Annotated in this window: 15 protein-coding genes; 6 read left to right on the top strand and 9 right to left on the bottom strand. The window is 69.1% G+C overall.

The genetic code is table 11. The features are described from left to right. Nucleotides 1-10: 10 nt before the first annotated feature. The 3 genes from FHR38_RS27215 to FHR38_RS27205 form a co-directional block, all read right to left on the bottom strand. Nucleotides 11-460, bottom strand: a complete 450-nt coding sequence (locus tag FHR38_RS27215; RefSeq protein WP_184537549.1) for a hypothetical protein — start codon at nt 458-460, stop codon at nt 11-13. Beyond that, nucleotides 453-1,082, bottom strand: a complete 630-nt coding sequence (locus FHR38_RS27210; RefSeq protein ID WP_184537547.1) for a DNA-3-methyladenine glycosylase — start codon at nt 1,080-1,082, stop codon at nt 453-455. Before FHR38_RS27210 ends, FHR38_RS27215 begins: the two co-directional genes overlap by 8 nt. Nucleotides 1,083-1,175: 93 nt before the next feature. Next, nucleotides 1,176-3,791 (bottom strand): phospholipase D-like domain-containing protein, encoded by a 2,616-nt coding sequence (locus FHR38_RS27205; RefSeq protein WP_184537545.1) that lies wholly within the window; start codon nt 3,789-3,791, stop codon nt 1,176-1,178. Nucleotides 3,792-4,037: 246 nt separating this feature from the next. Here FHR38_RS27205 and FHR38_RS27200 point away from each other — a divergent pair, with 246 nt between their 5' ends. Then, a complete protein-coding gene (locus FHR38_RS27200) occupies nt 4,038-4,577 on the top strand; it encodes a TetR/AcrR family transcriptional regulator (protein ID WP_184537543.1) in 540 nt (179 codons plus the stop codon). A gap of 41 nt (nt 4,578-4,618) precedes the next feature. Next, nucleotides 4,619-6,799 (top strand): MMPL family transporter, encoded by a 2,181-nt coding sequence (locus FHR38_RS27195; protein WP_184537541.1) that lies wholly within the window; start codon nt 4,619-4,621, stop codon nt 6,797-6,799. Between the two features lie 387 nt (nt 6,800-7,186). Here the strand turns inward: FHR38_RS27195 and FHR38_RS31695 are convergent, their stop codons facing one another. Next, entirely contained in the window at nt 7,187-7,444 is a 258-nt protein-coding gene (locus FHR38_RS31695) for a hypothetical protein (RefSeq protein ID WP_221449206.1), read from the bottom strand. 457 nt (nt 7,445-7,901) lie between these two features. Between FHR38_RS31695 and FHR38_RS27185 the strand changes: the two genes are divergently transcribed. Next, the gene (locus FHR38_RS27185; protein ID WP_312882433.1) at nt 7,902-8,303 is read left to right on the top strand and encodes an aldo/keto reductase; all 402 of its coding nucleotides are present in this window, start codon (nt 7,902-7,904) and stop codon (nt 8,301-8,303) included. Between the two features lie 320 nt (nt 8,304-8,623). Here the strand turns inward: FHR38_RS27185 and FHR38_RS27180 are convergent, their stop codons facing one another. The 3 genes from FHR38_RS27180 to FHR38_RS27170 all read right to left on the bottom strand — a co-directional run bounded on the left by FHR38_RS27180 (nt 8,624) and on the right by FHR38_RS27170 (nt 13,303). Then, nucleotides 8,624-9,814, bottom strand: coding sequence for a serine hydrolase domain-containing protein (locus tag FHR38_RS27180; RefSeq protein ID WP_184537539.1), 1,191 nt, complete (start codon nt 9,812-9,814; stop codon nt 8,624-8,626). A gap of 85 nt (nt 9,815-9,899) precedes the next feature. Continuing rightward, entirely contained in the window at nt 9,900-12,482 is a 2,583-nt protein-coding gene (locus FHR38_RS27175) for an FtsX-like permease family protein (protein WP_184537537.1), read from the bottom strand. Further along, nucleotides 12,479-13,303 carry an ABC transporter ATP-binding protein gene (locus FHR38_RS27170; protein ID WP_184537535.1) on the bottom strand — a complete coding sequence of 275 codons (825 nt, stop codon included), beginning with the start codon at nt 13,301-13,303 and terminating at the stop codon, nt 12,479-12,481. The genes FHR38_RS27175 and FHR38_RS27170 overlap by 4 nt, the downstream gene beginning before the upstream one ends. 110 nt (nt 13,304-13,413) lie before the next feature. On the opposite strand from FHR38_RS27170, the gene FHR38_RS27165 reads away from it, so the two are divergent. Further along, nucleotides 13,414-14,652, top strand: a complete 1,239-nt coding sequence (locus FHR38_RS27165) for a sensor histidine kinase (protein ID WP_312882432.1) — start codon at nt 13,414-13,416, stop codon at nt 14,650-14,652. Then, entirely contained in the window at nt 14,643-15,302 is a 660-nt protein-coding gene (locus tag FHR38_RS27160) for a LuxR C-terminal-related transcriptional regulator (protein WP_184537533.1), read from the top strand. The genes FHR38_RS27165 and FHR38_RS27160 overlap by 10 nt, the downstream gene beginning before the upstream one ends. A 111-nt stretch (nt 15,303-15,413) precedes the next feature. On the opposite strand, the gene FHR38_RS27155 is transcribed toward FHR38_RS27160, so the two are convergent. Continuing rightward, nucleotides 15,414-16,055: a helix-turn-helix domain-containing protein gene (locus FHR38_RS27155; RefSeq protein ID WP_184537532.1), complete on the bottom strand. Its 642-nt coding sequence runs from the start codon at nt 16,053-16,055 to the stop codon at nt 15,414-15,416. 130 nt (nt 16,056-16,185) lie between these two features. On the opposite strand from FHR38_RS27155, the gene FHR38_RS27150 reads away from it, so the two are divergent. Continuing rightward, nucleotides 16,186-17,037 carry a DUF72 domain-containing protein gene (locus tag FHR38_RS27150; RefSeq protein ID WP_184537530.1) on the top strand — a complete coding sequence of 284 codons (852 nt, stop codon included), beginning with the start codon at nt 16,186-16,188 and terminating at the stop codon, nt 17,035-17,037. 10 nt (nt 17,038-17,047) lie between these two features. On the opposite strand, the gene argH is transcribed toward FHR38_RS27150, so the two are convergent. After that, a complete protein-coding gene (argH, locus tag FHR38_RS27145; protein WP_184540280.1) occupies nt 17,048-18,511 on the bottom strand; it encodes an argininosuccinate lyase in 1,464 nt (487 codons plus the stop codon). Nucleotides 18,512-18,526 lie beyond the last annotated feature (15 nt).

Genomic DNA, 18,526 nt, shown 5'->3' with positions numbered 1-18,526 from the left:
GTGTTGCCGGTCAGAGTCGGACCAGGGCCAGGTCCCACTGCCCGTGCTCGTCCTCCCACACGGTCACTATCTCGCCGATACCGATCGGGTTGTCGTCGGGCTCCTTGTCGACGTAGATGTCGCCCGCGTCCTCGATCTCCGTCGTGATCCGCAGCGCGTCCTCGCGGGTGCCGTCCGTCGCCACCCGGATCCGCTCCACCCGCCATTCGACGCCGTTGAGGTCACGTCCGGCCAGCTCACGCCCCGCCACCCGTTCGTCGCCGACCTCGAAGAGCGTGTTGGGACCGTCGACCGGCAGCGGCCCGTCGTCCACGATCGTCAGATGGTCGTTCAGCACGCTTCGCTCGCCGCGCAGCAGCATGGGGTCGAGCCAGCCGGCGTCACGGTCGAGCGAGTACCGGCGCCGCCATGTCCTGGCCCGTCCGGCTACGGAGCTGGGCGAGTAAACCGGACTACGCAACCCCACCGGACTGTCTCGCGACCCGCCGACGGGGCACGTGCCGTCGGTATGGGCTGACCGTCGGGTCGGCGCTGATCCAGAATCGCCAGGGCACGTCGTGGGCGGCGGCCACCCCGACGCGGGGCCCCGCGACGATCAGTGCCGGGTCGACCGGCCGGGTCGGCGGGGTCAACAGAAGGGGGCCGCTTCCGTCGATCATGGAGGTGCCGTTCGCGGACGAGGTGATCCCGAGCGCCACCACCAGCCGGGCCGGTCCCCGCGCCAGATCCCGGTCGGCCACCGCCCCGCGACGCTCGCGGGCGACGTCCAGTCCATCGATGACCTCACCCGCTCGGAGCAGCACCGCCGCCGCCTCACCGTCGTCACCACAGACGACGTTCAGGCACCAGTGGACGCCGAACACAAAGTAGGTGTAGGCGTGTCCAGCCGGCCCGAACATGACCTTGGTCCGGGGCGTCGGTCCCCGGTGGGCGTGCGAGGCCGGATCTTCCCCCGTTCCGGCGTACGCCTCGACCTCGGTCAGCCTGATCCGGACACCGCCGGCCGAAACCTCCCAACCGAGTAGGGTCCGTGCGGCCTCGGGCACCTCGCCGGCTGGCCGGCGAAGCCACGAATAGTCCATCGGTCAAGGAAACGACGACCAGCGGAGTTCGGCAAAGTCCAGGGCGGTGATGTGGTGCACGCCATCAACGACCAGCGCCCGCCGCGAGCCGGCTCAGCAGCGCTGCGCACAGTTGCGGAACCCGTACCTGATCTTCAGTTGGGTGCCGCCGTTGCCGTCCCAGTCATCGACGTACACGGCGGTCAGCATGCCCGACTGGTCCATCCCGACCACCGGGGCGTCCTGCTGGTTCGCGGTGAACACGCTCAGTCGGTACTCCGGGAAGAGGTTGTCGGTGCTGCCGGTCGCGTCGATCCCTCGCGCCCACACCTCGGTGCCGCTGCGGGCGCTGGTCAGCCCGGTGGACTGGCCGCTCTCCTGCCACACCAGCACCGCGTTGCCGGCGGCGTCCACCGCTATGTCCGGGTGGGACTGCCGGCCGACCCGGTCCGACTGGTACGGCGTCTGGCTGGTCACCACGTACTGCCCGGAGGTGCTCGTGGTCCACCGGTAGATCGGCCCACTGACCGTCTTCGGCGCGAAGAGGGCCGTCGAACCGGCGAAGGCGCGTAGGTAGATCATCGACTGGGGTCGGCCGTCGTACCCGGTCCGCTGGTCGTAGTAGTCCGTCCAGGCCACATACCAGGTGCCGGATGCCGTAGCGGCCACCACGGGTTCGAGTTGCTGCCCGTCGGAGAAGGTCCCGGTGTGCACGGCGATGATGCCGCCGAACACCCCGTCGAGGGTGCCGGTGGCGGCCCGGATGCTGTAGCCGCCGTTGCCGTCCGCGTCGTCCTCCCAGGCCACCACCGCGGTACCGGCCGCGTCGACCGCCAGGTCCGGCTTACGGTAGGTGCCCCCGATGACCGCCTGCACCGGAACGTCGTAGCCCCCGGCCACCGGGGAGAGCCGACTGTCGGTGGCGGAGAAACTGGCGTACCGGATGGAACTCGCGCCGGCCGTGGAGCGGTCCTGCCAGGTGACCGCGAACCGGCTGTCCGGCAGCACCGCGACGGAGGGTTCGCTCTGGTCGCCGTCGGCCTGGCTGTTGACATTCAGCACCGGGCCCATGGTGCCGTCCGCGCGCACCCGACGGGCCCGGATCTCGTACCCGCCGTTGCCGTTGCCGTCGTCGGCCCACACCACCACGGCATCCCCGGTCGAGGTGATGCCGACGTCCGGGGTCCGATAGTTCCACGCCGTACTGCTGCCACCGGTGCGCACCACGACGTCGGACTGGCGTACGCCGTCGACGAACCGGCCCAACCGGATCTCGTTGTTGAGCGTGCTTCGGGAACCGGAGGCATAGGCCGCCACGGACCGGTGCCGGCCATCGGCGTCCTGGTACGCGGCGACTGCCGGGGCGAACTGGTCACCGGTGTCGACGGCGTTGGCAGTGGCGAAGGTGGCGTCCGGGTACCGGTTCGGGGCGATGACGACCGCAGCCTGCCTGATCGCGGTGAAGTCCGCGACGTACGCGTCGAAGAGGCTCTGGTCGTCGACTCGCATCAGGATCTCGTCGTTCTTCTTCAGCGCCCCGTTGGTGAGGTTGTGCGAGCCGGTGTAGACGTACCGATGCAGCTGCTGGTCCTTTCGCGACACCCCTTGGACCACCAGGTACTTCGAATGGATGCTGCCGTCCGAACACTCCGAGTTGACTGTGGTGCCCACTGCGAAGAAGGACTGTCGACATCCGCCGGGATTCATCGAGTAGACCGGGATACCGCGAGCGGTCAGGGCGGGTAGCGCGTCCTGATGCTCACCGGCGGCTACCTCTACCGTGCAGCCGGCGGCCAGCTTGTCCCCCAATGCGTCGATCACCTCGGGCCGGGCCGCGCGGAACCCCCACATGGCGAGCTGGATGATGTCGTCGGTACGGCTGCTGGAGCACTGTACGTCGTCGATTGCCGCCGCGAAGACGTCGTGCCGGATGCTCTGCGGGTTGAACGACGCGTTGATCGTCGCGTCCTCCGCAGCGCTCGGCGAGTTGCGGGGCGAGAACCAGACCCGAAAGGCACCGGCGTCCACGTGCCCGGTCTCGTACACCTTGCTGGTGCCGGTAACGGCGAGTTTTCGATGGGCGTAGCTGCGGTACGCGGCGGCCAAGGCGCTGTTGCCGGATATCTGTAGCTGGTCCTGCCACATCCGCTGCTGTGGCTTGGTGGGATTGGCCGAGGTGACGACGGTGACGTCGGTACGACCGTCGGACAGCTCGCTGAAGACCCAGAACTTGCTGTGGTTGACCCCCACACCACCCCCCGCGCAGGACGCGTAGCACTGCTTCACCCAGGAGCCGACCGCCGAGGGGGTGTAGCTGGGCAGTCCGGCGACCAGGGCACCGACCTGGGTCGACTGGCGGCAGGTGGCCGGGTCCCCGCCGGTGCAGGCTTCGACCAGCAACCTGACCTTGACGCCTCGGGCGTGGGCGGCCAGCAGGTTGTCGGTGATTCCCTGATCGCTGAAGGTGTACAGCGAGGCGTACAGGGTGGAGCCCGGATCAGTGAGATTGACCAACGCGGCGATTTCGTCACGCAGCCGAGGATCCTGATAGGCCCCGAGTTGGGGTCCGTTCTTGCCCGGGTCCGGCGCGGCATAGGCCGAGTCCGGCACCGGATCCAGGTTGGGCCGGAGAAACAGAACGCTACTACTGCCGTCGACGACGGTAACGGCCGACGCGTCGACCGGCCCGGCGACCAGGGCCAGCGGAACGACGACCGCAGCCAGCAGCACAGCCAACAGGGTCCGGCTGGCAGACGTACGCGGAGTGTCACAGGAGCGGTGGACCACAGGGCACCCCCTGGCAGGCGGACGGAGCAGTCAGGACGATCGGCGCCCCGAGGGGATGATATCCATCGATCCAAAAAAGGACCGGCCCCCACAAGTTCCACTACCCACCGTTACCTAGCTCACATTCTGACCGATCGGTCAGCTGCTGACCGATCGGTCAGGCATGCTTTCGTGGTGGAGGTGGACGCGATGGTCCCGAGTAAGACCCGCGACAGGATCCTGGCCGCCGCGGCCCGTCAGTTCGCGCACACCGGGTTCCGGGGCACCTCACTGCACGACATCGCGGTCGAGGTCGGTTGTTCGAAGGCGACCCTGCTCTACCACTTCGACAGCAAGGAAGCGATCCTCGTCACGCTGATGGAACCGGCCGCAAGAGACTTTGTCGAACTCGACACACGGCTACGTCAGCTTGACGTCGAGGCGGCTCGCGAGGCCGCCATCGAAGGCTTCGTCGACCTGGTCCTCCGGTATCGGCAGGAAGTCGCGCTCATCTACGACACCGCGCGACAACTGTTCCAGCAAGCCCCGTTCGAAGGCTACTGGCCACTGGTCGACAACCTGACCCACGTGGTCGCCGGCCGATCGACCGACCCGGCGGCACGGATCTCCGCCGAGGTACTGCTCGCCGGGATCGCCGCGATCGTCATCGACCGAGACGAGGAGCGCGACGCCGACTTGCGCCCGATCCTCGTCGACGTGGCGAGACGGGCGCTGCTGCCCCGCACCTGAACTTCGACCGACCGAACCCTGTCCCTCGACAAGGAAGAGACATGGCAACTTTGCTCTATCGGCTTGGCCGAGCCTCATTCCGACGCCGGAAGCTGGTGCTGGTTCTCTGGCTCGCGGCGCTGGCGGCGCTCGGCACCGCAGCGCTGACGTTCATGGGACCGACGGCAAGCAACTTCACGATGCCGGGCACCGAGTCCCAGCGCGCGATCGATCAGCTGAAGAAGGAGTTCCCCGAGGCCAGCGGTGCTACCGGCACAATCGTGGTGGCCGCGCCGGAAAGCCAGGAGCCGACCAAGCCGATGGAGACGGCAGCGGTGCAGGCACAGGTGCAGGCCCTGGTGCAGGAAGCCAACTCCCTGCCCGGCGTGCTGGCCGCGCTCGACCCGTTCCAGACCGGTGCCGTCTCGCAGGACGGGCGGCACGCAATGATCCAGGTGCAGTTCATCGAGGGGGCGGACGGGGTCACCGACGCGCAGCGCGAGGCGTACCAGCGCAGCGGTGCGGCGGCGAAGGCGGCCGGCTTCCAGGTGGAGCACGGCGGCGAGGTGATGACCACCGAGCCGGAGATCGGTGGAACCGAAGCCATCGGTGTCGTCATCGCCCTGGTCGTGCTGATCGTGACGTTCGGCTCGTTGGTAGCGGCGGGCATGACGATGCTCAACGCGCTGATCGGTGTCGGTGTCGGCATGGCCGGCCTGTACGCGTTGAGCAGCACCATCGAAATGACCAGTGTCACGCCGGTGCTCGCACTCATGCTCGGCTTGGCGGTCGGCATCGACTACTCGCTCTTCATCACCTCCCGGTATCGGGAGTACCTCACCGAGGGTCTGTCGCCTGAGGAAGCGGTTGGTCGGGCGGTGGGTACCGCCGGCTCCGCCGTCGTCTTCGCCGGTGCCACCGTCGTCATCGCGCTGGCTGGCCTGGCCGTGGTGAACATCCCGTTCCTGACCCTGATGAGTCTGGCTGCCGCCGCCACCGTTGCGATCGCTGTCCTGGTCGCCATCACCCTGCTGCCCGCCCTGCTCGGGTTCGTCGGCCCACGCGTCCTGTCCCGCAAGCAGCGGCGCACCGACGCCCCGATACGCGCCGAAGGCTTCGGGTTCCGCTGGGCGCGGATCGTCATCCGGCTGCGGGTACCGGTACTCCTGGTCGGCGTGCTCGGTCTCGGCGCACTCGCCATCCCGGCCGCCGACATGCGCCTGGCGCTGCCCGACGCCAGTAACAGCGCCGAAGGCACCCCGGCCCGCGAGGCCGCGGACCTGACCACCGCGAGTTTCGGCCCGGGCTTCAACGGTCGACTGGCGATGATCGTGTCGGGTGACTCACCGGAGCAGACCGCAACAGCCGTCGGTGCCGTCACCGCAGCGGTGCAGGGTACCGATAACCTGCTCACCCTCACCCCGCCGAATCTGAGTCGCGATCAGCGGACCGCCCTGCTGGGGGTCATCCCGAAGACCGGTCCGACCGACGAGGCGACCGAGACTCTGGTACACGACATCCGGGCCAAGGTCGCGAAGATCGATGGTGCCGACATCGCGCTGACCGGTCAGACCGCAGTCGGCATCGACGTGTCCGAGAAGCTCTCCGACGCGATGCCCGTCTACCTGCTGCTCGTCGTGGGCCTGTCGGTGCTGTTGCTGATGCTGGTGTTCCGGTCCATCCTGGTGCCGCTGAAGGCCGCGCTGGGCTTCCTCCTGACGGTCGGCGCCACCTTCGGCCTCACCGTGTTGACGTTCCAGACGGGCGAGCTGAGCGACCTGGTCGGCCTGGACACCCCGGGTCCGCTGGTGAGCTTCCTGCCCATCTTGCTCATCGGCATCCTGTTCGGCCTGGCGATGGACTACGAGGTCTTCCTGGTGTCGCGCATGCGGGAGGACTTCGTACACGGCGACACTCCCCGGCAGGCCACCATCAACGGCATGGGGCACGGTGGTCGGGTGGTCACCGCCGCCGCGCTGATCATGACTGCGGTGTTCGCCGGTTTCATCCTGGTCGAGGATCCGATCATCAAGTCGATGGGCTTCGCCCTCGCGGTCGGCGTGGCGATCGACGCCTTCATCGTCCGGATGACGCTGGTGCCAGCGGTGATGTCGCTGCTCGGCAAGGCCGCATGGTGGCTGCCGCGCTGGCTGCAGAAGGTGCTGCCGAACGTCGACATCGAGGGTGAGCGGCTCCGCGAGCACCTGAGCACGGAGCCGGAGCGCGAGCCGGTGAACGTCTGATCAACACCCCGGTTCCAGGGACCCGGTCGTCGACAGGCGGCCGGGTCCCCGCCTTTTCCGCCGTACCCACTCCCGCCGTACCCACTCCGACCGGGTTTGCGAAACCTGGTGAAGTGACGGTATTCGAGCCCTGTCGCATTCCGGCCCTTGTGAACAGGTCGGCCAGTGAACCGGAGGGCACGACGAGCCCACCGGTCGAGGGGTTCGCGGCGCTTGGCTGTGCCCATCGGTGGAGGGCGACCCGAATCGCGGCGGCCACACTCGCCGCGAGCACGTGGCCGGCTGCGCCAAGCGCCCAACGACGGCGCTGAACCCACCCTCACCGTGTTCTGGAGCCCTCTTCATGCCCACATCTCCACCATGCATATCTACGGCTATCTACCGGTACTACGCCTCGCACTCACCGAGCGATGCGCGCAGCCGGCCGATAACGTGCAGAACCTCATCACGGTTCTTGGCGGCCTTCAGCCACACCGGCAGCCGTTCCACCAAACTCATGCGGCCGGGCACCGGCCCGCGCTCGCGCAGCCGCGCGGCGACGTAGTCCGCCAACAGGTCCAAATGCGCAGGGTTGAACGCCCACAACACGTGCCCGCCGCAGCACTCGGCCTTCAACCACAGCGGCAACTGGAAGAACGGATCCACTGGTCCGCCCCAGGCAGAACCTTGCTGGTTGCTGGGCGCCCAGGACGCGGAGTAGCCGCACTTCCGGCAAGCGAGGCGGCGCGGCCACGTCAACACCCACCTGGTCCCGTTCGGACGTGGAGCATCAACGGCGCGACGGCCGCACCGGGGACACACGACGTAGATCTCCTCGGCCGCCAGCGCGTACAGAGGGGTCAAGGGATCGCGGAAGCGGCTCCGCTCGGCGTCCTGCTGCTCATCCACCGCGCCATCGTCCTCGACCGTTCCATCGCCGTCATCCGAGTATCACCGCGACCCGCGTCCACACCTATCGCTCCGTATCCAGCCCCTACGGTTACCGTGAGCCACGGATGCCGCAGGCTGGAAAGGGTGCACGGACCCGCGGGTGCGGCGCGGCCGTCCTTCAGTTTTCGCGAGCTCACGGCCCGGTATCCGGACATGCCGTGGGAGGCCCTCGGTGGCTCCACTCGCGATCCCAAAGGTGGCCGTCGCGGTGCTGCGCCGTGCCGTGGAACTCGGCGTGAACCACGTCGACACCGCCGGCACCTATGGGTTCGGTGACCTCCATGCGCACGAGCTGATCCGGCAAGCGTTGTCGCCGTATCCGAAAGACCTGGTGATCGCCACCAAGGTCAGCTCCGCTGACGAGGCATCCGCCGCTCAGCTGCGCGGTCTGGTCGAACAGGATCTGCGCCGCCTCGGCCAGGACCACCTCGACCTGGTCTACCTACGCGTGGGCGGTATGGGCAAAGCCGGCGACGAATCACTCGCCGAACGCTTCACGGTCCTCGCGGCTACTCGCGACGTCACCGGTGACCCTGGCCATCCCCGGCACCAGCTCGCTCGACCACCTGACTGACAACATCGCCGCAGCCGGGCTTCGCCTCACCATTGACGACCTGGCCGAGCTCGTCGAGTAACACACCTCATGATGGCAAGTGCCTCTCCCCCCACGGCTGGCTACCGGCAGAGAACGCCTGCTGCGCCTCGATCGAGCAGAAGGCACCCGCTGTGAGTTCTCCCTGGATCTGGTCCGCTCTCGACAACGTCATCCGCTCGGCTGTGGGCTGCTGTCCGGGCCGCCGCAAGTCACACCACCCGTTCCCCTCCGGATCGGCCCTGGCCGGCGTGGCGATCGCCGGTCAGGGCCGATCGTTCACGACACGCTGCGCGGTGCGACTAGACCTGGCCGCACAGCGCGTTCTGGATCAGCGTGTCGGCACCGCGTTGCTGCTGGAGTTGGTGGTCCATCGAGTCGCCGAGCGAGGCGGACATGGAGACCACGGCGCTGCGCCGGCCGTCGTCGGTGACGCCGTTGACCGTGATGTAGCCGCCGTCGCCGCCGTCGTGGCCCCAGTAGACGCCACCGCAGGGCAGCGGACGGCTGGCCAGGCCGAGCCCGTAGCGGCCACCCGGCCAGATCACGTTGATGTCCTCGTTGATCTCGACCGTTCGCTTCATCTCGGCCAGTTGCGCGGGGCGCAGCAGCCGGCCGCCCAGCAACGCCCGGAAGAACCGGTCGAGGTCCCGGGTGCTGGAGATCATGGAGTCCGGATCTACCAGCACCTGCTCGGTGACGTCCACCAGCTCACCGGTCTCGAACAGTTGATATGCCCGAGCGTGCGGCTGGGGCACGAACGGCGAGGTCCCGGGCCAGGTGGTGTGGTGCAGCCCGAGCGGACCGACGATCCGGTCGGTGACCTCCTGTTGCAGAGACCGGCCGGTAACCCGCTCGATGATCATGCCGACCAGGACGAAGCCGGTGTTGGAGTAGGCCCAGCCCGCTCCGGGTTCGAAATCCGGCCGGTGGTTCATCGCCCGCGCCACGAGTTGCTCGCGGGTGTACACGTCGTATCGCCGCTGACGGTACTCCTCGGGCGTCGTGTAGCCGGGCAGGTCGTCGTGGATACCACTGGTGTTCTGCAGAAGGTGACGCACGGTGATCCGGCGGCCGTCGTTGTCGTTGCCCCGGACCATTCCGGGCAGCCATCGCTCGACGGTGTCGTCGAGGGACAGTCGGTGCTCCTCGACCAGTTGCAGGACGACGGTGGCTTCGAACGCCTTGCGGGTGCTCGCCATCCGGAAGCGTCCGTGGGGTGGCACCGGACGTCCGGTGCCACGATCGACGACGCCGCTGGTGGCGACGAGGTCCCGACCGTCGGAGGTGGTCACCCGGGCCTGCACCCCGGTCACCCCGAGGGCGTGGATCGCGTCGGTGTCCCGCTGCAACCGGGTGACGGCGGGGTCGGCACCGTTCCCGACCTTCTCGGCCGCATTCAGTCCGGTGACCGTGACCGTGAGGGCGACAAGTCCCGCCACCGCGGCCAGCGCGACCCGCCGCCTCGACAGGTTCCTGCTGTTCAATCGCATGCCACTGACGTTAGGAGCGGCGTCGACGTGGACCGATACCTCGTGCCACCGGATATGTGGTACAGCAGGCTGTAGTGCACCGACATCACTCGCGACCGCCCATCGCGTCGACCGGCTGCGAACGCATGGCGATCCGGGTCGCACACATGATGGCAGCCCAGCCGAGCAGCGCGGCGACCGCGACGATTCCCAGGTAGCTGAGCGGTGGGATGGACGGAATCAGCGTCCGGGTCAACCCGAGGCTGGTGCCGACCAACGATGGGATCGCGGCCAGGGTACCGATGAGCACGGCTGCGACGATGATGATCCGCGCCTCGCTGCGCATCATCGCGTACACCTGGCGACGGGTGGCGCCGACCAGTTGGAGCAGGGCGAATTCCCGGAAGCGTGCGGCGGTCGCCATCACCAGGGTGTTCACCACGGCGATCGCGAGGTAGCCGAGCAGGACCGCGTTGAGGATAAGTCCGACCGCCGAGTCGCCGGCGACGGCATCGCGCTGTGCGGCGACGAACGACTCACGATTGTCGACCTGGATGGTCGGGAGGTGGCGGGCGGCGGATCGCAACGCATCGCCGAGTGCCCCGACGTCGGTTCCGCTGGCCGCCGTGACCAGCACCGCGAAGTCCAGCCGGTCGGTGGTGTGTTCGAGGACGAGATCGTGCGGCAGTGTGACATCACCGAGGCCGAGGCCCCGCTCGTAGAGCGCCACCACCCTGGGTGTGATCGGTGTGCCGTCACCGAGACGGAGGTCGACGGTGTCACCGAGAGCAGCACCGAGGGTGCCCGCCGCGATCCGGCTCAACGCCACCGTGTCGCCTCGCAGGTCCGCAACATCACCCTTGAGAACGCCGAGATCCAGGGTCTCGGCGAGTTGGTCACCGGTGACCCCCTGTGCCGCGTACGTCCTGATCTGAAGGCTGTCCTCCGAGGTGAAGGTCGCCAGTGTCCGGGTACGGACGACCGGGGTCACCGCCGAGACGCCGGGCACGTTCCGGAGCACGTCCACGACCTCGGGTGACAGGCCGGCGGACCTGGAGGTGACCACGTAGTCCGCGCGTAGGCCGGCCACGGCCTGATCCTGTGCCGCCGCGCTCGCGGTCGTTCCGCTGAAGAGTTGCCCGGCGGCCAGGGTGATGCCCATGATCAGCGGAGTGGTCGCCGCGGCGAGCCGCCGCGAGTTGGCGTGCGCGTTCGCGGTCGCGAGGAACCCGCTGACGCCCGACCTGCGGTTCAGCCAGGGGCCCAGCACGGTGACGGCGCCGCCGAGCAACCGTGGCCCCAGCAGCGCGATGGCGAAGATGAGCAGGAACGCCGAGAGGGCTGCGCTTTCAGCGGCCCCGTCACCGGGTAGCACCAGCGGTAGCACGAACGCGGCGGCGAGACCGGCGGGGACGAGCAGCACACCGACGGTCAATCGGAGCCATCCGAGTTCGGGCGGCTCTACCGCGACCTCGCCAAGCGCGTCCACCGGCCTGAGCCTGGCCGCGCGCCGGGCGGCTATCCAGCCGCCCAGCCGGGCACCGATCAGGCACAGCACCATCGCCCCGAGCACCGGCAGCGGGCTGATCGACAGTTCGAAGTCGCCTGGTATCGCGCCGACCAGGGTGAAGGTTTCGCGGAGGAGGAAGCTCAGCCCGATGCCGGGGATCACCCCGCACACTGCCCCGAGCGCGCCCACCACCGTGGTCTCGGCGGCGATCATGCCGAGCACCTGCTTCGGGGTCGCGCCGATCGCCCGCAACAGCGCCAGTTCCCGCAGTCGGTGTCGAACGGTGAAGGCGAGTGTGCTCGCCACAACGACCATGATCACAAGAACCATGCTGCTGCCGAATGCCAGGGACAGCTCGCTGATGAACGAACGCGCGCTGCCGATGTCGAGGAACTCTGCCTCGCTTCGTGCACCGCCGGTGTAGACGACCACACCGGAGACTGCCGCCTCGATGGCACTGGCCAACTCGTCGGCACGGACACCGGGTACGGCCAGCACGCCAATCACGTCCACCCGGTCCGGTTGGCCGGTCAGTTGCCGGGCCCGGTCATCGGTGAAGAACAGCGCGGACTGCCGGACGAGTTTGCCTCCAGGCAGGCCCGCGATGCCCGTCACCCGGTAGGTGGACGTGTTCGAGCCGACCGCGAGTCGAACCGACGCGCCGACGGTGACGCCGGCTCGCTCGGCCAGCGCGAAGTCCAGCACGACCTCGTCCGGCCCCGTCGGGGCATGGCCGGCGCGCATGACGAACGGGCCGAGTGCGGCCGACCGCCAGCCATGCCCGAGCGCCGGGTTGCCGTCCGGCCCGGCGAGCACCTGGCCGTCCGCCGCCACGAGGCTGACCGGCACGTTGACGTCGGCGATCGCCGCCCGGACGCCGGGCACCCGCGCGATGTCGCCGGCCCGGTCGGCCGCCAGGGTGGCCCGCTCACCGAACCTGGGATCCACGTCGTCGGCCACCGGCAGTGCCTGTGGGGCACCCACCACCAGGTCGGCAGCCTGGTAGCGCTCGGTCGGTACGACCAGGCGCTGGCTGCTCTCCAGCAGGATCCCGCAGGCCGTGATCACCGCCGAGCCGAACAGCACCGCGACGAACGCCGCGACGAAACCGCCCTTCCGTCCCTTCACCGTGCGCCACGCCAGCGCCAGCGTCCGCTTCGACAAGACACCGCGGCTCACGGCTCCCCCAGATGCGTCATCCGCTCGGCGATCTGCTCGGCGGACGGCTCGGTCATCTCACCGGCCAACCGGCCGTCGGCGAGGAACACCACACTGTCGGCCCGCGCGGCCGCGACCGGATCGTGCGTGACCATCAGCACGGTCTGCCCCAGGTCGTCGACGATCCTCCTGAGCAGTGCCAGGACCTGGCGGCCGCTGCGGCTGTCCAGCGCACCCGTCGGCTCGTCGGCGCATACCAGGTCGGGCCGGTTGATGAGCGCTCGGGCAATCGCCACCCGCTGCTGTTGGCCACCGGAGAGCTGGCTCGGACGGCGGTCGTGATGTTCGGCCAGCCCGACCGCGGCGAGGACGCTCGCCAGGCGTTCGTGGTCGATAGGCTTCTCGGCCAACCGGACGGGCAACGTGACGTTGTCCGCCACGGTCAACGCGCCAAGCAGATTGTACGCCTGGAAGACGAACCCGATCCGGTCCCGCCGGAGCTCGGTCAGCTCGGTCTCCGAACGGCCGGACAGCTCCGTGTCCGCCAGCACGACCCGGCCCGATGTCGGCCGGCCCAAACCTGCCGCGCAGTTCAGCAGCGTGCTCTTGCCGGACCCGGACGGACCCATGACGGCGGTGAACGTGCCACGCCGGAATCCGGCTGTCACCCCGTCCAGAGCGCGTACCTCGTTCTTCCCCGACTCGTACACCTTCGACACCGACTCCAGTCGCACCGCGTACGACCGGGTCGCCGTTGTCGAACCCGGGGATAGCGAGTCGGTCGCGGTGGCCCCGACCAGCGCCACGCGTCGTCTCGATGGGTTCCTGCCGCTCAACCTCATGCGTCCGACGCTAGGTTCGGCGTCGTCGCATACCGATACCCCGTACCACCGCATGTGAGTTACAGCTGGCTGTAGTGCCCGCAGGTTGGCCATACCGCAGACTTGATCTCGTGTCGGAACACGCGGAGGGACCGTACCGCAGCGGGTACACGACGGGACGCGGTGTGACGTCGGGTCGGCGGTGGTCGCAGGCGTGGCGCGGCGGGGTCTACCTGCTGGGGTCACTGGGCTCCGGGATCGTCACGGCGCTCGCGCTGCCGTTGCTGTGCCATCCGAGGCTTGCCCGACGGTGGGCGGGCTGGCACCGCGACCGCGCCGGCCGGCTACTCGACACGCCCATCGCACCACGTCCGGCCCCGCCCGCCACGGCACGTCGGACCTGGACCGATCCGACCACCCGCCGGAACCTGCTATGGCTACCGGTGAACGCGGCAACCGGCGTAGCGCTCGGCCTCGCCGCGCTGCTGTGCGTAGGCAACCTGCTGCCCGCCGCAGTCGCCACACCACTGTGGTGGGCATTCGAGCCGGAGGACCGGCCACGGCTGTTCATCGACATCCCGGTAACCGACTGGGCTGATGCCCTCATCCTCGGTCCCCTACAACTCCTCCTCCTCACCGCACTGGCATACCTCTTCCTTCCGCCGATGGCTCGCGCCCACGCCCGGATCTGCCTGGCGACGCTGTCGCCCTCGACGGCCGAACAGCTCACCGACCGGGTCGCCGTGTTGACCCGCACCCGGGCGGACGTGCTCGACGCACACGGCGCAGAACTGCGCCGGATCGAGCGCGATCTGCACGACGGCACCCAGGCCCGGCTGGTGGCCATCGCCATGCGGCTGGCCGTGGCCCGGCAGGCACTGTCCGACAATCCGCGGAACGAGCAGTTCCTGGAAGGACTTCTTCGGGACGCACACGAAGGAACCGAGGAGGCGATGACCGAACTACGTGACGTGATCCGCACCGTCTATCCGCCCATCCTCGCCGACCGGGGCCTCGCCGGCGCCCTGACCGCGGTGACCGCCCGCTGCGGGGTGCCCACCCGACTGGACATCGGTGACCTCGACCGGGTACCGGCGGCCGTGGAGGCCGTCGTCTACTTCGCCGTCGCCGAAGCACTGACCAACGTCGCCCGGCACAGTCACGCGACCACGGCCGGCGTCCGGGTGAGCCGTACGGCAGACCGGTTGTCGGTGGCGATCACCGACAACGGCACCGGCGGCGCCGACCATCGGCGAGGCACCGGCCTGGCGGGGATCCGCCGCCGGGCGCTCGCGCTCGACGGCACCGTCGAGGTCGACAGCCCGGCCGGCGGACCGACGACCATCACCTTGGAGCTGCCGTGCGGGTAGTGATCGCCGAAGACAACGTCCTGCTGTCCACCGGGTTGGAACTGCTGCTGACCCGCGTGGGCTTCCAGATCGCCGCCATCGCCGAGGATGCGGCGGGCTTCCTCACCGCCGTGCGGGACCATCAGCCCGACGTCACCATCGTCGACGTCCGGCTACCGCCGTCGTTCCGCGACGAGGGCATCCGAGCCGCCCTGGAGGCCCGGCGGGAACACCCCGGCCTACCGGTCCTGGTCCTGTCGCAGTACGTCGAGCAGCAGTACGCCGCCGAACTACTCGCCACCACCGGTGGCGGCGTCGGTTACCTCCTCAAGGACCGCGTCAGCCGGGTGGATGAGTTCGTCGACGCGCTGCGCCGGGTGGCCGCCGGCGGTACCGCCATGGACACCGAGGTCATCGCCCAACTCCTCGCCCACCGCCGGGACCCGATCTCCGTCCTCACCCCCCGCGAACGCGAGGTACTCGCGCTGATGGCACAGGGACACGACAACAACACCATCGCCGACCGGCTTGTCATCACCGACAATGCCGTACACAAGCACATCGGCAACATCTTCCAGAAGCTGGGCCTCGCCGTCACCGACAGTGGGCACCGCCGAGTCCTCGCCGTTCTCGCCTACCTCAACGGCGCGGGCCAGATCGCCGGTAACTGACCCGCGAGCAGCAACAACTCCCACGACGATCCGGCACCCACCCCAAGGCTGTGCGCCATCGTGCTCCGGGTGCCCCGGCAGCTCTCACCGGGGCACCCGGAGCACGATGGGTCAGGCAGCGGGGGGCTGGACCACCCGGAAGTGGTTGCCGAACGGGTCCCGGGCACCGAAGTCGATGCCGTACGACTGCTCGTTCGGCCCGTCCACCATCTCGACCCCCTTTGCCTTGAGGTCCTCGTACGTCTTGCGGGCGTCGTCGGTGGTAAAGCCGATCGAAAAGCCGCTGGCCCCCTTGGCGATCAACTCCCGGACCTGCTCGGCGGTCTTCTCGTCCATCGACGGCGGGCCGGGCCTCTCCGAAAACGACGCGGGGCGCGAGTAGGCCATCGTGAAACAGCCCGGTGCGGCCGGGGGCACGGCCCGCTTCCGGTACCCCGTCGGCGACTCGCCGGTGACGTCGCGGAACGTCCGACTGAACGTGCCAAGGCTGGTGAAGCCAACCGCCAGGCAGATGTCGGTCACGCTCTGCTCCGTCTCCCGCAGCAGGAACATCGCCCGCTCCACCCGCCGCCGCTGCAGATAGCGATGCGGTGTCTCGCCGAACGTGGCCCGGAACGTGCGGATGAAGTGCGCCGGGCAGACGTGGGCGATCCGGGCCAACATCGGAACGTCCAGCGCCTCGGCGTACGCGCGATCCATCGCGTCGCGGGCGCGGAGCAGGCGGCGGTTGGACTCCTCGACCGCACGGCTCACCCCGCGATTACACCAGGCCGCACGGCCATCCACCCATCACAACGCGCCCGTATAGCGTGATCATCCGGAGGCCGAGAACCGCGCGGGAAACTCGGCCGAGCCGCCGAGGCAACTGTCGGAGGGATCGAGGATGCGTCTTCACGTGGGATGCGCGATGTGGACCCACAGGTCGTGGCAGGGACGTCTGGTGGCCCACCCACTGCCGGCCCACGAACGTCTCCGGCACTACGCCAGCTGGTGCACGGCCGTCGAGGGAAACACCACCTTCTACGCGACCCCGTCCCGGGACACCGTGGCCTCGTGGGCGCGGCAAACCGATCCCGACTTCCGGTTCGTGGTCAAGCTACCGAAGATCGTCACGCACGAGGGCCGGCTCAACGACGTCGACGAGCCGCTACGCGTGTTCCTCGACGCCATCGAGCCGCTCGGGCCACGGGCCCACGCCCTCTGGATCCAGTTGCCGGGTGCGTTCGCGCCCCACGACGTACCAGCACTCGCCCGCTTCCTGCGCCGGCTGCCCACCGCCCACCGGTACGCCGTGGAGGTCCGCCACCCCGCCTTCTTCACCGAGTCACGCTCCACCCAACTCCTGGAACGGGTCCTCGCCACCGCAGCCGCCGAGTGGGTACCGTTCGACACCACCGCGTTCTTCCAGGCCCCGCCGAGCAGCGACGCCGAACGGGACGCCTGGATCAAGAAACCGCGGCTGCCGCTGCGGACGCACGCACTGACCGATCGTCCGATCGTCCGGTACCTCGGCCGCGACGACACCGCCCAGACCGTCGAAGGCTGGCAGCGCTGGGTCGACGTCACCGCCCAGTGGCTACGCGAGGGCCGGTCGCCGACCGTGTTCATCCACACCCCGGACAACGCCGACGCCCCCGTACTCGCCCGTCGCTTCCACGACGACGTCCGGGCCCGCGTACCCGGGCTGGCGGCGCTGCCCGAACCGATCCCCGCCGAGCCGCTGACCCTCTTCTAACCCCACCCGCTCAACGGGGTACGACCTGCTCGGCCGCCCACTCCCGCCAGCTGACCAGCTTGTCGGCGGCGGCGGCGAGCTGGTCGGCCACCGGCCCCGGGCCGGTCGAGCCGGGCGTGGTACGAGCAGCCAGCGCCGAACGGACCGACAGCACCTCGCGTACCCCCGGGTCGAGGTGCTCGCTGACCGTGGTCAGGTCCTCGTCGGAGACCTCGTCCAGGGCACAGTCCCGAGCCGCGCATAGCGCCACCAGCCGACCGGTGATCTCGTGCGCGTCGCGGAACGGCACGCCCTTGCGGACCAGCCAGTCGGCCACCTCGGTGGCCAGCGAGAAGCCCACCGGCGCGGCGGCGACCAGCCGGTCGACCCGTACGGTCATCGTGGAGATCATCCCGGCCAGGGCCGGCAGCAGCAGCTCCAGGGTGTCGACCGCGTCGAAGACCGGCTCCTTGTCTTCCTGCATGTCCCGGTCGTAGGTCATCGGCAGGCCCTTGAGCATGGTCAGCACGCTCATCAGCCCGCCCACCAGCCGGCCGGACTTGCCCCGGGCCAGCTCGGCGATGTCCGCGTTCTTCTTCTGCGGCATGATCGACGAACCGGTGGCGAAGGAGTCGTCCAGCTCCACCCAGCCGAACTCCTGCGAGGTCCAGAGCACCACCTCCTCGCCGAGGCGGGACAGGTGCACCCCGACCAGTGCCGTGATGAACAGGAACTCGGCGACGAAGTCCCGGTCGGCGACCGCGTCCATCGAGTTGGCCGCCGAGGCGGTGAAGCCCAACTCCCGGGCAACCCGCACCGGGTCCAGCGGCAGCGACGAGCCGGCCAGCGCCCCGGCACCCAGCGGGCTGATCGCCGTACGGGTATCCCAGTCACGCAACCGGTCCAGGTCCCGCAGCAGCGGCTGTACGTGGGCGAGCAGCCAATGCCCGAAGGTGACAGGCTGGGCGTGTTGCAGGTGGGTCATGCCCGGTGCCGGCGTGTCGACGTGCCGGCCTGCCTGCTCCACCAGCGCATCGGCCAGTTCGACCAGCCGTTCGGCCACGCCCCGGGCGTGGTCACGCAGGTAGAGCCGCAGGTCGGTGGCGACCTGGTCGTTGCGGGACCGGCCGGCGCGCAGTTTGCCGCCGAGGCTGCCGAGCCGTTCCAGCAGCCCCCGCTCCAGGGCGGTATGCACGTCCTCGTCGTCGATGGTGGGGCGGAACGACCCGGAGGCGCAGGCGGCCTCCAAGTCGTCCAGGGCGGCGAGGATCTTGCCCAGTTCCTCGGCGTCGAGCAGCCCCGCCCGGGCCAGCACCCGGGCGTGTGCCCGGGATGCGGCCAGGTCGTACGGGGCCAGTCGCCAGTCGAACTGAACACTGACGGAGAGCCGCGCGAGCGCCTCCGAAGGGCCACCGGCAAACCGGCCACCCCATAGGCTCGTACGGTTGGTTCCGGCGCTGTTCTCGGTCAGGCTCTTGTCGTCCACGCCGACCATCATTGCTGAGTCTCC

Source organism: Micromonospora polyrhachis (assembly GCF_014203835.1).
Lineage (GTDB): Bacteria > Actinomycetota > Actinomycetes > Mycobacteriales > Micromonosporaceae > Micromonospora_H > Micromonospora_H polyrhachis.
This window is presented reverse-complemented; position numbering and strand designations above follow the sequence as displayed.